This window comes from Paraburkholderia sp. J41, from assembly GCF_905220235.1.
GTDB lineage: Bacteria > Pseudomonadota > Gammaproteobacteria > Burkholderiales > Burkholderiaceae > Paraburkholderia.
The window spans coordinates 1-15,216 of sequence record NZ_CAJMZE010000014.1 but is presented as its reverse complement, the minus strand read 5'-3'; the positions used below and the strand labels follow the sequence as shown (position 1 = coordinate 15,216).

Below are 15,216 nucleotides of genomic sequence, written 5' to 3'. Positions count from 1 at the left end.
TGGCGCAGTCAAACAACTCTTGACGTGAATCAGACTAAACCTCTCGTCGAGCGTTGTAAAAGAATTAAATCGGCTGTCTCGAATTACAGACATCGACATTCGCAATAAGCGATGCGCCGAAATGGGGCATTCGCGCCATTTCCAAAACCATGCGCGGCAGCGAGCGCGCAATCGCACGCCCAGCATGGCTTTCATGCCGATGCGCAAGTGAGCGTTCCGTTAATCGCCGTGCCACGCGCTCATGGATTTTTGCCGCATCCGGTTCATTCGGCGGCAAGCAATTATTTGCTAACGTCATTCGTCATGAGATTTAGCTTTATTGCGCTTTATTGCGCTTTATCGCACTAGATTGCGTCTTATTGCCAAGGGCGATGGTTCCACCCGGCACCGCTCCGGTGCGCCCCTCTTCAAGCTTTATTGCGTGCGGCCGTCAACCAGCAGGTAGCACCGCGCGTTTGCTCGTTTTACCAGTCCTTTACCAAACGATTACGTTCCTGCTCGACTTTCGGCGAACGTACGAAAAAGCGCTGTTGCCGCCGGCGTCCAGGCAGGCGAAACAGCGCCATCGCAGAGTCACCAGGCCGATCCATGTCTCAATCGCATTCTCCGCGCGCGGCGCGCGCCCTCAGGGCGCTGCGCCGCCGCGCCGGCGCCCTGCCCTGGCAGCGCTGCGTCGCGCCCGCGTTTGCCATCGGCATCTGCGCGCTCTTGCTGCTCGTGTTTCAGCACCTCTCGCGCACGGTCGACTACAAATCGGTTATCCACCAACTCTGGCTGCTCACGCCCGCGCAATGGTGCGGCGCGCTCGCGGCCACGGCGATCAGCTTCGTCGCGCTCGTCGGCCGCGACGCCGTGGGCCTGCGCTACCTCGGCGCGCGCGTCTCGCGCGGCGCGCTGTGGACGGGCGCCATCGCCGGCTCCGCGCTCGGCAACGTCACCGGCTTCGGCGCGCTGACGGGCGGCGCGGTGCGCTGCCGCGCGTATGGCGGCGCGGGCGTGACGGCCGCGCAAGTCGGCCGCATGACCGTGTTCACGAGCGTCACGCTGGCCGCCGCCACGGCGCTGATGACGGCGCTCGGCATGGTCGCCGCCGCCGACACGCTCGCCGGCCTGCTGCATCTTTCCCCCGCCGCGCTGCGCGCCATCGGCGGCGCGCTGCTCGCCTGCGGCGCGGCGCTCGTCGCGCTGTGCCCGGCCACGGCGCGCGAGATCGCGCCGTTCGGCCGCGCGTGGCTGCGCTTCGCGGTGCCCGCGCGCCGCGACCTCATCGCGCAATTGCTGCTGGCCGCGCTCGACGTCGTGGGCGCCGGGCTCGCGCTCTGGTCGGTGCTGCCGCACGGCCAGATCGGTTTCGGCGATTTCCTCACCGTCTATTGCGCCGCCATGCTGCTCGGGCTGATCGGCCATACGCCCGGCGGCATCGGCGTATTCGAAGCGGCAATGGTCTACGCGCTCGGGCCGCACGTGCCCGCCTCGGAGGTGTTCGCCGCGCTGCTCGCCTATCGCGCGATCTACTTCGGCGCGCCGTTGCTGCTCGCAGCCGCCGTGCTTGCCGTGTTCGAAGGCCGCGCGCTCAAGTCGCCGCTCGGCGCGCGCTTCGCGAAACGCGGCGCCCACGGCGTTTCGCAGCTCGCGCCGCTCTTTCTCGCCATCGTCACCTTCGTGACCGGCGGCATGCTCGTGATTTCGGGCGCGACGCCCGCGTTCTCGAAGCGCATCGCGCTGCTGCAAACCTTCCTGCCGCTCTGGGTGCTCGAAAGCTCGCAGTTGATGGGCAGCCTGCTCGGCGTGCTGCTGCTGTTCGTCGCGCGCGGCCTGCTGCGCCGCCTGGACGCCGCGTGGTGGCTCGCGCTCGCCATCGCCGCGCTGAACCTCGCGCTCTCGCTCGCGAAAGGTCTCGCGTTCGTCGAAACGGGCGTGCTCTGCGTGCTGATCGCGCTGCTCGTGGCCACGCGCAAGCGCTTCAATCGCCATTCGTCGCTGTTCGCCGAGCGCTTCACGCCCGCGTGGCTCGCCTCGGTCGGCTGCGTGATGGCGCTGGCCGTATGGGTGCTGCTGTTCGCGTTTCGCGACGTGCAGTATTCGCAGCATCTCTGGTGGCAGTTCGCGTTCCACAGCCGCGCGCCGCGTGCGCTGCGCGCGACGCTCGGCGCGGGCGTGTTCGCCGCGGCATTGGCGCTGTGGCAGTTGCTGCGCCCCGCCGCCGGCCGCTTCGTGATGCCCGCGAGCGAGGACCTCGAACAAGCCGCGCGCATCGTGCGCGCGCAGGAACGCAGCGACGCGGGCCTCGCGTTGATGGGCGACAAGAGCTTCCTGTTCTCCGCCACGCGCAGCGCGTTCCTCATGTACGCGAAGCGCGGCCGCACCTGGGCGGCGCTGCACGACCCCGTCGGCCCGCGCGAGGAATGGCCCGCGCTGATCCGCGAATTCGTCACGCTCGCGCACGCGCACGGCGGCCGGGCGGCGTTCTATCAGGTGCGCGCCGACGCCCTGCCGCTCTATCTCGACGCCGGTCTCACGCTGATGAAGCTCGGCGAGGAAGCGCGCGTAATGTTGCAGGAATTCGACCTGAAGGGACCGCAGCGCGCGCACTTGCGCTACGCGCTCAAGCGCGGCGAGCGCGACAACTTCTCGATCGAGCACATCGAGCCCGCGCAAATGGGCGCAAGCCTGCCGGTGCTGCGCGCGATCTCCGACGCGTGGCTGGAAGACCGCGAAGCGCGCGAGAAAAGCTTCTCCGTGGCCGCGTTCGACGACGACTATCTCGCCCCGCAGTCGGTGCTGCTCGTGCGCCAGAACGGCGAGCCGCTCGCGTTCGTCACCTTCATGACGACCGATCTCAACACCGACGCCACCGTGGGCGTCATGCGCCATTTGCCCGGCGCTTCGCCGTATGCGATGGAATATCTGTTCACGCAGCTCGCGCTGCATCTGAAAGCCGCCGGCTACCAGTCGCTCTCGCTCGGCATGGCGCCGCTCTCGGGCATGGGGCCGTCGCCGCTCGCGTCGCCGTGGCATCGGCTCGCGGGTTTCATCTGGCGCTTCGGCGGCCGTTTCTACAACTTCCGGGGGCTGCGCGGCTTCAAGAACAAGTTCGCGCCGCGCTGGGAACCGCGCTATCTGGCCGCTTCGGGCTCGATCAGCGTGTTCATCACCCTCGCCGATCTATCGCTGCTGGCAGGAGGCTGGCGCTCATGACTCACCGCAATTTCTCGCTGCCGCGCCTCGCTCGCGCGGCAGCCGGCGCCGCTTTGCTCGCGACTTTCGGCGCGAGCGCGGCCCACGCCGCGTCCACCAATGCCGCGACCCAGCACGTTCCGGGCGGCCGCTTCGGCGAAGTCGCCGTGACGAAACCGGTCGGCCCGATGCTCGGCTTCGCCGTGCTGTTTTCCGCCGATAAACACTGGGGCGGCGCCGATCAAACGCGCGCCGATGCGCTCGCGCAGCGCGGCGCGCTCGTGGTGGGCGTGGATACCGAGCGCTACGCGGCCAGGCTCGCCGCCGATAAAACCGAGAAGTGCCACAACCTCTATAGCGACGCCGAAGCACTGAGCCACCAGCTCGAACGCCAGCAAGGATCGAGTGCGTATTTCGCGCCGATCGCGATCGGCAGCGGCGAAGGCGCACTCATCGCGCAGCGCATGCTTTCGCAGTCGCCCGCGAACACCATGGCGGGCGCGGTGTCGCTCGATCCGTCGGGCACGCTCGACGCGCGCTTCGCGCCGTGTCCCGCCGACCCCACGCTCTCGCGCGGCAAGGGCCTGCCCGGCTTCTTCGAGCAAGGCGTGACGACCAGCAACGCGCATGTGGCCGCGCCGCTGCGCGCCTTCGCGCCCGGCACGCCCGACGCCGACAAACTCGTTGCGCTCGCATCGAATCATCTGCGCGCGCAAACGGAAAGCGAGGAAGACGTTTCGGACCTGCCGCTCGTCGAATTGCCGGCCGCGCACCCGACCGACATGCTCGCCGTGGTCATTTCCGGCGACGGCGGCTGGCGCGATCTCGACAAGACCATCGCCGAAGCGCTGCAAAAGCAGGGCATTTCCGTCATCGGCTGGGACGCGCTGCGCTATTTCTGGAGCGAAAAGACGCCCGCGCAAACCAGCCGCGACCTCGCGCGCGTGCTGAAAACCTACGGCGCGCGCTGGCATAGCCAGCACATCGCGCTCGTCGGCTATTCGTTCGGCGCCGACGTCATGCCGTTCGCGTACAACCGCCTGCCCGACGCGCTGCGCGCGAAAGTGTCGTACATGTCGCTGCTCGGCTTCGCGCCCGACGCCGACTTCCAGATTCGCGTGACGGGCTGGCTCGGCATGCCCGCGAGCGACAAGGCGCTCAAGGCGCGCCCCGAAATCGCGAAGGTGCCGCCTTCGATCGTGCAGTGCATTTACGGCGCGCAGGAGAAGGAAACGCTGTGCCCGGCGCTGGCCAACACCGGCATCGAGTTGGTCAAGACGAACGGCGAACACCACTTCGACGGCGACTACAACGCGCTCGCCGCGAAGATCATCCAGGGGTGGAAGAAGGAGATCGCGGCGCGCGGCTAAGCTCGCCCGCTCCTCGCAATCGAATGAAAAAACGCCATGCGTCGGAGGACACATGGCGTTTTCTTTTGGGCGACGCGGCTTGCGCTCGGCGCGCGGCCTCAGCCTTTGCGCCCGGCCAGATACTGCACGCCGCCGTGCCCGTAGCGCTCGGCGTGCGGCAGATTCGGCGCGAGATGAAACACATCGCCCGCGCGATACAGCCGCTCCACGCCGTTCACGCTAATGCCGATCTCTCCGGCCACGATCAGCGCTTTCGCCTCGAACGGATGCGTGTGCTCGTCCGTCGTGCCCGCTTCGCGCGTCACGAGCACCGGTTCCGGAAAGCCCTCGTCGGCGAGGGTGCGAATGAAGGTCTCACGGTCCACGGTCATCTCCTTTTCCGTTTCGATCACGACGAAAACGCCGGCATGCCGCCGGCGTTTTCGTCGCTGCAAGCCTTTCGGCGATCACGCCACGGCGGCGGCGGCCTTCGCGTCTTCTTCCTGCTCCACCGACGAACGGATCAGGTAATCGAACGCGCCGAGCGATGCCTTCGCGCCTTCGCCCACGGCAATCACGATCTGCTTGAACGGCACGGTCGTCACGTCGCCCGCGGCGAACACGCCCGGCACCGACGTCTGGCCCTTCGCGTCCACTTCGATCTCGCCGTGCTTCGAAAGCGCCACGGTGCCCTTCAGGAACTCGGTGTTCGGCACGAGACCGATCTGCACGAACACGCCTTCGAGTTCGAGGTGATGCTTCTCGCCCGAGGTGCGATTCAGGTACGCGAGACCCGTGACCTTCTGGCCGTCGCCGGAAATTTCCGTGGTTTGCGCGTTCACGTGAACCGCGACGTTCGGCAGGCTGCGCAGCTTGCGTTGCAGCACTTCGTCCGCACGCAGTTGCGCGCCGAATTCGAGCAGCGTGACGTGGCTCACGATACCGGCGAGGTCGATCGCCGCTTCCACGCCCGAGTTGCCGCCGCCGATCACGGCCACGCGCTTGCCCTTGAACAGCGGGCCGTCGCAGTGCGGGCAGTACGCCACGCCCTTGTTCTTGTATTCCTGCTCGCCCGGCACGTCCACGTTGCGCCAGCGCGCACCCGTTGCCAGCACCACGCTCCTCGCGCGCAGCGTCGCGCCGCTTTGCGTACGCACTTCGAAGCCGTTGCCCGAAGGCACGAGCGCTTCGGCGCGTTGCAGGTTCATGATGTCGACCTCGTAGGCGCGCACGTGCTGCTCCAGCGCCGTGGCGAACTTCGGCCCTTCGGTTTCCGTCACCGAAACGAAGTTTTCGATCGACATCGTGTCGAGCACCTGGCCGCCGAAACGCTCGGCCAGCACGCCGGTCTTGATGCCCTTGCGCGCCGCGTAGATCGCGGCCGCCGCGCCCGCGGGGCCGCCGCCGACGATCAGCATGTCGAAAATGTCTTTCTGGTTCAGCTTTTCAGCGGCGCGCGCCGAAGCGCCCGTGTCGAGCTTGGCGAGAATTTCTTCCACGCCCATGCGGCCCTGGCCGAACACTTCGCCGTTCAGGTAGATCGTGGGCACCGCCATGATCTTGCGCTTTTCCACTTCGTCCTGATACAGCGCGCCGTCGATCGTGACCACCTGCACGTTCGGGTTCAGCGTCGCCATGGCGTTGATCGACTGCACGACTTCCGGGCAGTTCTGGCACGTGAGCGACATGTAGATTTCGAACGCGAAGATGCCGTCGAGCGACTTGACCTGCTCGACGGTGTCTTTTTCGAGCTTGACCGGATGGCCGCCCACTTGCAGCAGCGCCAGCACGAGCGACGTGAATTCGTGGCCCATCGGAATGCCCGCGAACGTCACCTGCTCGCCCGAATTCGCGCGCTTGATGTCGAACGAGGGGAAACGCGCGTCGCCGGCAGCGGCGCCACGGCGTTCTTCGTACGAGATGCGGCCCGAGAGCGAGGCGATGTCTTGCAGCAATTGCTGGAGTTCTTGCGACTTCTCGCCGTCGTCCAGGTACGCAACGATCTCGATCGACTGCGTGACTTTTTCCAGGTAGCTTTTGAGTTGATCTTTGAGGTTTGCGTCGAGCATGGCGTTTTTTCCGGCTAGAGAAGAAGCGGGGACTGCGAAATGAAGCGGATGAAGCGGGATGAAGCGCCGGGCCGCATGCCGCGCGGGCGCGGCCCGGTTTTACTGCCTGCTATCTACAACGATCTACAACGATTGACGGCAACTGCCTGTTGCCGCGATCTGCTGCGTCGCGTGACGCTTAGATCTTGCCGACGAGGTCGAGCGACGGCTTCAGCGTTTCTGCGCCCGGCGTCCACTTGGCGGGGCACACTTCGCCCGGGTGCGACGCCACGTACTGAGCGGCTTGCACCTTGCGGAGCAGTTCCTTCGCGTCGCGGCCAATGCCGTTGTCGTGGATTTCGCACAGCTTGATCTCGCCTTCCGGGTTGATCACGAACGTGCCGCGCAGTGCCAGACCTTCTTCTTCGATCATCACGTCGAAGTTACGCGTGATCACGCCCGTCGGGTCGCCGACCAGCGGGTACTGGATCTTGGCGATGGTGTCCGACGTGTCGTGCCATGCCTTGTGCGTGAAGTGCGTGTCGGTCGACACACCGTAGACCTCGACGCCCAGCTTCTGGAATTCTGCGTACTGGTCGGCCAGATCGCCGAGTTCCGTCGGGCACACGAACGTGAAGTCCGCCGGGTAGAACACGACGACCGACCACTTGCCCTTCAGATCCTCATTCGAGACCGGCACGAACTTGCCGTTGTGGTAAGCGGTGGCGTTGAACGGCTTGACTTGCGTGTTGATGAGAGACATGCGTTGATTCCTCGCTCTGGGTTGAAAGGGTATGGACGAAGGTTACGGGAACCGCGTCCGTTTGAAAAATTGGTTGCTTTGATCGCCGGTATAAACCCTGCCTATCAGGCTCCATAGTTTCCTTCGAAGCCCGCCGGACAAGGCTTGGGCGCCGCGTAAGCGGCCCGCGCAACCCCGGGGCGGTGAGCATACAACGAAACTGCGACATCGCGCCCCACGGCCCGCCCGTTTTATGCGGCGGCGCACAAGACAGCGGCGCGCTTCGCTGAGAGTGCCGCGCGGCGCGGCGGTTCCGCCAGCCTGACCCTAACTCCGGCGCGTGTCCCTCAGATGATGGCGCCGCGCGGCTTCGCAAGGACGCGGCGCGGCCTGGGCCGGAGTCACAGCGCCCTGGATCGACGCGAGTGCGCTAGAGCGCGCCGCCGCGCGCCATGGCCGCGCGGGCCGCCAGCCGTTCGCGCAAGAACTGCGTGAGCGCGCGGATCGTCACCGAAGCCTCGCGGTGCTGGGGATAGAGCGCGTGCAGCGCATTGGGCGGCGGCATGAACGGCTCCAGCACTTCGACCAACAGCCCGGCATCGACCGAACCCGCCACGATAAAGTCGGGCAAATAGCAGATGCCGAGGCCCGCGATGGCCGAATCGCGGATCACCTCGCCGTTGTTCGCGCGCATGGGGCCGCTCACCTCGAACGGCGTGCGCACGCCATCGACGATAAATTCCCACGGCGCGCGGCCTTGCTGGCCGTAAGGCAAGCACGCGTGCTGCGCGAGATCGGCGGGCGTTTGCGGCGCGCCGCGCCGCCGCCGGTAACCGGGGCTGCAACACGCGAGCATGCGCACGTCCACGAGCTTTTGCGCGACCAGCGAGGAATCCGCCAGCCGGCCGATGCGCAGCGCCATGTCGAAACCCTCGCCGATCACGTCCACGCTGCGGTCGCTCAGTTCCATGTCGAAGCGCACGCCGGGATGTTCGCGCAGGAATTCCGCGACGAGCGGCGAGAGATGCGCCGTGCCGAACGACATCGGCGCGCTCAGCTTGAGCAGCCCGCGCGGCTCGCTGCGCCGGTCCGACATGGCCTGCTCCGCCTCGGCCACGTCGGCGAGGATGCGCTTCGCGCGCTCGTAGAACTCCTGGCCGAGATCGGTGACGGCGAGCTTGCGCGTGTTGCGCACGAGCAGGCGCGCGCCCAGATCGGCCTCCAGCGCGGCCACGCGGCGGCTCACGAACTGTTTGGACAACCGCAGCCGGTGCGCGGCGGCCGTGAAATTGCCCGCGTCCACCGTGTTGACGTAGATACGCATGTCGTCGAGCTGCATTTTTATTGTCCACTTACAGGTGACAGTGAGTCGTATTTTACGTCCATTCAACGCGAAATGATTGACCTAGAATTCACTCCATCGAAACGAAACAACGAAACGGAGAAAACACATGATCGACCTTCGCAAAGCAGACCAACGTGGCCGCGGTGAACATGGCTGGCTCAGCTCGCGCCACACGTTTTCGTTCGCGAATTACTACGATCCGAAGCAAACCGGCTTTTCCGACCTGCTCGTGATCAACGACGACCGCGTCGCTCCGGCGCGCGGTTTCGGCAAGCATCCGCATCGCGACATGGAAATCTTTTCGTACGTGCTGGACGGCGCGCTCGAGCACAAGGATTCGATGGGCACGGGCTCGGTGATCGTTCCCGGCGACGTGCAGTTGATGAGCGCCGGCACGGGCGTCGCGCACAGCGAGTTCAATCATTCGGCGGAAAACCCGGTGCATTTCCTGCAAATCTGGATCGCGCCGAACGAGAAAAGCGCGCAGCCGCGTTATCAGCAGAAGCACATCGCGGTGGCGGAAAAGCGCGGCAAGCTGCGCCTGATTCTCTCGCCGGACGGCGCCGACGACTCGCTGCTGCTGCGTCAGGACGCGCGCGTCTACGCCGGCCGCTTCGACGGCGCGGAAACGGCGAAGCTGGAACTCGGCGCGAACCGGTATGCGTACGTCCACGTGGCGCGCGGCAGCGTGACGCTCAACGGCGTGGCGCTTGGCGAAGGCGACGGCGCGCGTATCCGCTCGGAGCGCGAACTGAGCTTCACCGACGGGCACGATGCGGAAGTGATCGTGTTCGATCTGCGTAATATCGAAGTATCGGAGTTGTGGTCGTAATCGCTGTACCGGTGTAACGCATCGCTGAAATCAATCCGGCGGGCCGCGCGCGTTTGCGCGGCTCGTCAGGCAAACCAACAAATCTTCGGAGAAACACCATGCGATACAACCTTTTCGGCCAGGGCAACGACGCCGCGCTGCTGGTCTCGCGCATTCTGCTGGCCGCGCTGTTCGTGCTGTTCGGCTGGGAGAAAATCACGGGCTTTGCGGGCACCGTCGGCTACATGGCGCACGTGGGCGCGCCCGCGCCGATGCTGTCGGCGGTCATTGCCGTGGTCATGGAATTCGGCGTCGGCATTCTGATTCTCGTGGGCTTCTACACGCGCCCGCTCGCCGTGCTGCTCGCGCTCTACACCCTCGCCACGGCAATCATCGGCCATCACTTCTGGAACATGACCGGCGGCGAGCAAATGGCCAACATGATCAACTTCTACAAGAACGTGAGCATTGCGGGCGGTTTGGCGGCGCTTGCGGCCGCCGGCCCCGGACGCTTCTCCATCGACGGAAAATAGCCGTTTTCAGCGCACGGCGCGGCGCGGCAAGGGCGTCGCGCCGGTTCGCGTTGTGCGGCGTACCGAAGCCGCGCGGTCCGGCATGCAGTGAGCACGCCGCGGCGAACGAATTGCAAGCGGCGCTTGTTATGCTTTGCGTGCGAGCTTCCCTCATTCATCACGCAGGCACGACGATTCGATTCCGCGCAATGGCCGACCCGCAAGACAATCTCTACGCTTATCTCACGTCGCTTCAACAATCGGCGCTCGGCGCGCTCAAGCGGCTGCCGCTCAAGAGCCGCGCGGTGCAAGGCACGTTGATGGCGCTGCGCGCCGTCTGCGGCGCGGGCCTCGCCTACGGCATCGGCCACGCGCTGCACACGCAGCAGGCGTTCTGGGCGGCAATCACGGCTATCGCCGTCACGCAGCACGATTACGCCGATACCGTGGCGCAGTCGCGCGACCAGATCATCGGCGCGGTGGCGGGCGGCGTCGTGGGTTTCGCGGCGGCCACGCTCGGGCCGGAAAATCTCGCCGCGTATCTCGTGGCGGTGAGCGTGGTCATCATCGGCTGCTGGTGCTTGCGGCTCAGCACGGCGGCGCGGCTGGGCGCGATCACCACGACCATCGTGATGCTCGTGCCCGCGCAAGGGCCGGCGTGGGACGTGGCGCTCTTTCGCGTGGCCGAAGTCGCCATCGGCATGGCGTGCGCGGTGCCCGTGTGCTGGATTTTCTCGGCGATCGAGCGGCGCTGTTTCAACACTTGAGGCGCGCGGCACACGACGCACGGCAATGCGGCGGGCGGGTTTTATCGGCGGATTTTTGCCAACCGGGCCGAAATAAATCATCTCCGCACGCTGCGCAATGCGGCGCGCGAGCGCTGCGATAATAGGGACGTTGCAGCGATGCGGCGCGTCGGCGCAGGTTGCGCGCGAAGGCCCCCCGCGCAAGCGAAATCGTGCGACACTCGCGGGCCTCGCCCTGGCCGAAACCGGCCGTTCCGGGCGCGACGGAACCCGCGCCATGCGCCGGTTCCCCATTTTTACCGCTCAACGCCTACCGCATTCCGCGCGCAACGAAAGCCCTATGAACACCACCCCTCGTCCCGTCGCTCCGGCCAACCCGCCCGCACGCAAATCCATCACGCTGCTGCAAATGCTCGCGATCATCGGCATTGCCGGCGTCGCGGGCTCGGCGCTGTTCCGCTACTTCCTCTAAGCGCGGCGCGTTCGGGACGCAACGTCATCCGTTTTCGCTTATGTACAAGAAAGGCGTCGCCCTCGAAATCCAGTTCGCTCCCGAACGCCTGAACGACGGCGCAGGCGATCCCTTCTGGATCGACCTCACCGCCGGCGAAGCCGCCGCGCTGCTCCACACGCTGCAAACCCGGCTCGCCGCGCGCGACACCACGGCCGCGCCGCTGGTGGTGGCGCTCGATGCACCCCGCGCCCGCGCCGATATGAATGCCGATGCGCAAGCCGATCTCCCTGCCGATCTCCATGCCCATATCCATGCCGATAGCGCGGCGCCCGCGCCGGCCGGCAACGGCACGGCCGCCGCCGCGCAAAGCGGCTTCAGGCAATGGGTTTGCGTGATCTGCGGCTGGATTTACGACGAACAAGCCGGCGCGCCCGACGACGGTCTCGCGCCCGGCACGCGCTGGGCCGACGTGCCCGGCGACTGGCGCTGCCCGCTTTGCGACGTAGGCAAGGAAGACTTCGCGCTGGTCGAATTCTGATCCGGCCGGGCGGGCGACGCGTTCATGCGCCCGCGTGCCCCATCGGCTCGTAAAACAGCGCGAACAATTCCGACTGCGAACTCACGCCGAGCTTTGCGTAGATGTGCTTCTTGTGCGCGCGCACGGTCTCGAACGAGATGTCGAGCCGTTCCGCAATCGCGCGCGTGGAAAAGCCGCTCAAACTCAAGCGCACCACTTCGATCTCGCGCGCCGTGAGCGGCGCGCGTCCGCTTTGCTGCGTGACGGTTTCGAAGCGGCTCGCGAATCCCGGCTCCAGTGCCGCCTCGCTCACGCCTTCCGGCATCGTCTCGCGTTCGGGCGCGGCGTTGTGCGCAGCGCCTTGCGCCGCCGGTTCGTACGCGAGCCGCTGACGCATGAGCGCGATCACCCACGGCGCGAACATGGCCAACTGCGCAATATCGCGTTCGGTGTAATGACGTTGCGCGCCCAGCGAAAAAATCAGCGTTCTGCCATGCGCGAACGGAAAGTTGAACTGCACTTCGTCGCCGATGATGTTGCTCTTGAAATAGCGCTGGTAGTAATCGGTCATGCGAAAGTTGTCGGGCGCGACCTCGCCGAGCGTGACGAGTCCCGCGCGCGGCATTTCGCACGCCGCGATATAGAACGGATCGAGCTGGTACATCGCCTCCAGGTACGCGCGGAACAGCACGTCCACGGCGCCGTCCGGCGTGGGCGATTCGGCGCAAACGAGCGGCGCGCGATCGCGCACGAAAACCAGCGCAACCCAATTGTCGAACGCGACGAAGCGCTCGATCACGCGCGTGAGACGCGTCCAGAAGTCGGGGCCGTCGAGCGCGTCGATCAGCGTGGCGATGTGATGATGGAACGCGCGGTCCTGCCAGTCGCCTTCCATGAGTCCTCCGATCAGGGTACCCCTGCTGGGTAATTTCTGGACAAAAATAACGTGGTGATAATAGCCGCTCAAAACGCTGGCGCGGTTTTTTAAGCCGTCGCGCCGCGCGCATCGCACGAACACGCCGCATCGCAGGCAACACAGGAGACACGCATGCAACTCGAACTCGCGCAGATTCCCATCGTGGACGGCGCCGTCGCTCCCAATCTCGCCCGCGTGCTGGACACCATCGGCAAGCGCCGCGCGGGCACCGATCTGATCGTCTTTCCCGAAGCCACGCTCACCGGCTTTCCCACGCGTGACAACGTGCGCGATATCGCCGAAACGCTCGACGGCCCTTCGCTTCACGCCGTGCGCGAAGCCGCGCGCGCCGCCAGCGTAGGCGTTGCCGTGGGCCTTTCCGAACGCGACGGCGCGCGCTTCTACAACACCACCGTGCTGATCGACGAACGCGGCGAGATCGCGCTGCGTTACCGCAAGACGCATCTGTGGGCCACCGACGTGGGCGTGTTCACGCCCGGCGAGCGCTTCGAAGTGTGCGAATTCAAGGGCATGACCGTGGGCATGCTGATCTGCTACGACATCGAGTTTCCCGAATCGGGCCGCGCGGTGGCCTCGCTCGGCGCGGAAATGCTGATCGTGACGAACGGCAACATGGACCCGTTCGGCCCCGTACACCGCCGCGCCATCGTGGCGCGCGCGATGGAAAACCAGATGTTCGCGGCGCTCGTGAATCGCGTGGGCGACGGCGACGACAACCTCACGTTCCCCGGCGAATCGGCGCTCATCAGCCCGTTCGGCGACGTGCTCTGCGAGCTGAAGAACGAAGATGCCGTGCTGCACGCCAGCGCCGACCGCGCGCTGCTCGCGCAAAGCCGCGAGCACTACAGCTATCTGCACGATGCGCGCGTCATGCTCGATCTCGCCGACGAAAACGACGCGCAAGGGCGCCGCTCGCTCCATATCCGGCCGCGCGCCACGGCGCGCTGACCGAGGCGCCGGACGGTCGAGCCGCGATGGCCCCTCCACCAAAGCCGGCGCCCAGCACCATCCGCACTAAACGCACTAAACGCACCACCCGCACTACCTGCACCACTCGCACCACTCGCACTAAACGGCAGCACACCGCCGCGACGCAGCCCGCCGCCCGCACGGATGGCGCGGCGCGCGCACGCCCGTCCAAACCGCAGCACCTGGAGAGACCCGCACCATGAAGCCCGCCTCGACGCCGCCCGCCAGCGGCGCACACGCACCGCATCTCAAGCGCACGCTCGGCCTGCCGTCCGTGCTCCTGTTCGGCCTTGCCTACATGGCGCCGCTGATCGTCTACGGCACGTACGGCGTGCTCGCGGGCGCGAGCCAGGACACCGCCGCGCTTGCGTACCTCGTCGCGCTCATCGCGATCGTGTTCACGGCGCTCAGCTACGGCAAGCTCGCGCGCCTCTTTCCCGTCGCCGGATCGGCCTACACGTACACGCGCAAAAGCTTCAACGCGCACCTGGGCTTCCTGATCGGCTGGGCAACGCTGCTCGACTATTTCTTCCTGCCGATGGTGATCTGGCTGATCGGCGCGGCCTATCTGACCGCCGCGTTCCCGGGCATTCCCGCGTGGGTCTGGATCGTCGCGTTCATCGTGCTCACGAGCGGCCTGAACGTGCTGGGCATCGAACTCGCGGCGCGCTTCAACATCGTGCTGATGATCGTGCAGTTGGGCATTGCCGCGATGTTCGTCGTGCTGTGCTGCCACTACGCCTCGGCGGCGGCCGGTCCCGGCGGACTGCTCACCGCGCAGCCGTTCTTCCAGCCGCACGTGCCGCTTTCGGCGACGATGGCGGGCGCCGCGATCGCCGCGTATTCGTACCTCGGCTTCGACGCGGTATCCACGTTGACCGAAGAGACCATCGAGCCGGAAAAGACCATTCCGCGCGCCATCGTGCTGATCGCGCTGATCGGCGGCGCGATCTTCGTGATCGCCGCGTACACGCTGCAACTCGCGCATCCCGGCGCCGTGTTCAAGGACCCGGATTCGGCCGCGTTCGAAATCGCGCGCAAAGTGGGCGGCGACATCTTCGTGACGATCTTCCTCGCGGGCCTGATCCTCGCGCAGTTCGCCTCGGGCATCTCGGCGCAGGCGAGCGTGGGCCGGCTGCTCTACGCAATGGGCCGCGACGAAGTGCTGCCCCGGTCGATCTTCGGCTACATTCACCCGCGCTTTCGCACGCCGGCGATCAATATCGTGATTGCCGGGGTCGTCGGCCTGATCGCGCTCAAGCTGGACGTGGCCACTTCCACCTCGTTCATCAATTTCGGCGCGTTCCTCGCGTTCACGGCGGTAAACCTCTGCGTGATTCGCCAGTACCTGAGCGGCGCGCCGGGCACGCGCGGCTTCGGCATGATGGGCGGCCTGGTGTTCCCGCTGCTCGGCGCGATCACCGACATCTGGCTGCTGTGCAGCCTCGAAAAAACGGCCATCGTGCTCGGCGTCGTGTGGTTCGTGCTCGGCCTCGCCTACCTCGGCTGGATCACGCGCTGCTTCCGCCGCGCGCCGCCCGAAATGGCGGTGTAAAACAGCCGATTTTCGTTCCGATGCGATCCGGCGGCCGCCGCTTCAGGCGGCCGT

The 15,216-nt window shown here is 66.1% G+C and carries 14 protein-coding genes; 9 read left to right on the top strand and 5 right to left on the bottom strand.

Features of this window, described 5'->3' with window-relative positions; genetic code table 11:
* The first annotated feature begins 588 nt into the window (after window positions 1–588).
* Both mprF and U5805_RS16305 read left to right on the top strand, forming a co-directional pair.
* On the top strand, window positions 589–3,198 hold the full coding sequence (gene mprF, locus U5805_RS16310) for a bifunctional lysylphosphatidylglycerol flippase/synthetase MprF (RefSeq protein WP_322104524.1): 2,610 nt from the start codon (window positions 589–591) through the stop codon (window positions 3,196–3,198).
* Window positions 3,195–4,547 carry a virulence factor family protein gene (locus U5805_RS16305; RefSeq protein ID WP_322104523.1) on the top strand — a complete coding sequence of 451 codons (1,353 nt, stop codon included), beginning with the start codon at window positions 3,195–3,197 and terminating at the stop codon, window positions 4,545–4,547. The genes mprF and U5805_RS16305 overlap by 4 nt, the downstream gene beginning before the upstream one ends.
* Window positions 4,548–4,645: 98 nt before the next feature.
* On the opposite strand, the gene U5805_RS16300 is transcribed toward U5805_RS16305, so the two are convergent.
* The 4 genes from U5805_RS16300 to U5805_RS16285 all read right to left on the bottom strand — a co-directional run bounded on the left by U5805_RS16300 (window position 4,646) and on the right by U5805_RS16285 (window position 8,655).
* Window positions 4,646–4,912, bottom strand: a complete 267-nt coding sequence (locus U5805_RS16300; protein WP_322104649.1) for a cupin domain-containing protein — start codon at window positions 4,910–4,912, stop codon at window positions 4,646–4,648.
* Between the two features lie 81 nt (window positions 4,913–4,993).
* Window positions 4,994–6,595, bottom strand: a complete 1,602-nt coding sequence (gene ahpF, locus U5805_RS16295) for an alkyl hydroperoxide reductase subunit F (RefSeq protein WP_322104522.1) — start codon at window positions 6,593–6,595, stop codon at window positions 4,994–4,996.
* Window positions 6,596–6,773: 178 nt separating this feature from the next.
* Complete coding sequence (gene ahpC, locus U5805_RS16290) at window positions 6,774–7,337, bottom strand: alkyl hydroperoxide reductase subunit C (protein WP_322104521.1); 564 nt, start codon at window positions 7,335–7,337, stop codon at window positions 6,774–6,776.
* A 409-nt stretch (window positions 7,338–7,746) separates the two neighbouring features.
* Window positions 7,747–8,655, bottom strand: a complete 909-nt coding sequence (locus U5805_RS16285; protein WP_322104520.1) for a LysR family transcriptional regulator — start codon at window positions 8,653–8,655, stop codon at window positions 7,747–7,749.
* Window positions 8,656–8,767: 112 nt separating this feature from the next.
* On the opposite strand from U5805_RS16285, the gene U5805_RS16280 reads away from it, so the two are divergent.
* The 5 genes from U5805_RS16280 to U5805_RS16260 all read left to right on the top strand — a co-directional run bounded on the left by U5805_RS16280 (window position 8,768) and on the right by U5805_RS16260 (window position 11,722).
* Window positions 8,768–9,493, top strand: coding sequence for a pirin family protein (locus U5805_RS16280; RefSeq protein WP_322104519.1), 726 nt, complete (start codon window positions 8,768–8,770; stop codon window positions 9,491–9,493).
* Between the two features lie 98 nt (window positions 9,494–9,591).
* Window positions 9,592–10,005, top strand: a complete 414-nt coding sequence (locus U5805_RS16275) for a DoxX family protein (RefSeq protein ID WP_322104518.1) — start codon at window positions 9,592–9,594, stop codon at window positions 10,003–10,005.
* 188 nt (window positions 10,006–10,193) lie between these two features.
* Window positions 10,194–10,751, top strand: a complete 558-nt coding sequence (locus tag U5805_RS16270) for an FUSC family protein (RefSeq protein WP_322104517.1) — start codon at window positions 10,194–10,196, stop codon at window positions 10,749–10,751.
* 319 nt (window positions 10,752–11,070) lie between these two features.
* Window positions 11,071–11,202 (top strand): hypothetical protein, encoded by a 132-nt coding sequence (locus U5805_RS16265; protein ID WP_322104516.1) that lies wholly within the window; start codon window positions 11,071–11,073, stop codon window positions 11,200–11,202.
* 40 nt (window positions 11,203–11,242) lie between these two features.
* Window positions 11,243–11,722 carry a rubredoxin gene (locus tag U5805_RS16260; RefSeq protein WP_322104515.1) on the top strand — a complete coding sequence of 160 codons (480 nt, stop codon included), beginning with the start codon at window positions 11,243–11,245 and terminating at the stop codon, window positions 11,720–11,722.
* A gap of 22 nt (window positions 11,723–11,744) precedes the next feature.
* Here the strand turns inward: U5805_RS16260 and U5805_RS16255 are convergent, their stop codons facing one another.
* Window positions 11,745–12,596: a helix-turn-helix transcriptional regulator gene (locus U5805_RS16255; protein ID WP_322104514.1), complete on the bottom strand. Its 852-nt coding sequence runs from the start codon at window positions 12,594–12,596 to the stop codon at window positions 11,745–11,747.
* A gap of 153 nt (window positions 12,597–12,749) precedes the next feature.
* Between U5805_RS16255 and U5805_RS16250 the strand changes: the two genes are divergently transcribed.
* On the top strand, window positions 12,750–13,586 hold the full coding sequence (locus U5805_RS16250) for a carbon-nitrogen hydrolase family protein (RefSeq protein ID WP_322104513.1): 837 nt from the start codon (window positions 12,750–12,752) through the stop codon (window positions 13,584–13,586).
* Window positions 13,587–13,806: 220 nt separating this feature from the next.
* Window positions 13,807–15,162, top strand: a complete 1,356-nt coding sequence (locus U5805_RS16245) for an APC family permease (protein ID WP_322104512.1) — start codon at window positions 13,807–13,809, stop codon at window positions 15,160–15,162.
* The last annotated feature ends 54 nt before the right edge of the window (window positions 15,163–15,216 follow it).

Coding starts and splice junctions, on each gene's coding strand:
- U5805_RS16255 (WP_322104514.1), bottom strand. CDS start 12,596: ATGGAAGGCGACTGGCAGGACCGCGCGTTCCATCATCACATCGCCACG.
- U5805_RS16250 (WP_322104513.1), top strand. CDS start 12,750: ATGCAACTCGAACTCGCGCAGATTCCCATCGTGGACGGCGCCGTCGCT.
- U5805_RS16270 (WP_322104517.1), top strand. CDS start 10,194: ATGGCCGACCCGCAAGACAATCTCTACGCTTATCTCACGTCGCTTCAA.
- U5805_RS16245 (WP_322104512.1), top strand. CDS start 13,807: ATGAAGCCCGCCTCGACGCCGCCCGCCAGCGGCGCACACGCACCGCAT.
- U5805_RS16305 (WP_322104523.1), top strand. CDS start 3,195: ATGACTCACCGCAATTTCTCGCTGCCGCGCCTCGCTCGCGCGGCAGCC.
- U5805_RS16280 (WP_322104519.1), top strand. CDS start 8,768: ATGATCGACCTTCGCAAAGCAGACCAACGTGGCCGCGGTGAACATGGC.
- U5805_RS16265 (WP_322104516.1), top strand. CDS start 11,071: ATGAACACCACCCCTCGTCCCGTCGCTCCGGCCAACCCGCCCGCACGC.
- mprF (WP_322104524.1), top strand. CDS start 589: ATGTCTCAATCGCATTCTCCGCGCGCGGCGCGCGCCCTCAGGGCGCTG.
- U5805_RS16285 (WP_322104520.1), bottom strand. CDS start 8,655: ATGCAGCTCGACGACATGCGTATCTACGTCAACACGGTGGACGCGGGC.
- ahpF (WP_322104522.1), bottom strand. CDS start 6,595: ATGCTCGACGCAAACCTCAAAGATCAACTCAAAAGCTACCTGGAAAAA.
- ahpC (WP_322104521.1), bottom strand. CDS start 7,337: ATGTCTCTCATCAACACGCAAGTCAAGCCGTTCAACGCCACCGCTTAC.
- U5805_RS16260 (WP_322104515.1), top strand. CDS start 11,243: ATGTACAAGAAAGGCGTCGCCCTCGAAATCCAGTTCGCTCCCGAACGC.
- U5805_RS16275 (WP_322104518.1), top strand. CDS start 9,592: ATGCGATACAACCTTTTCGGCCAGGGCAACGACGCCGCGCTGCTGGTC.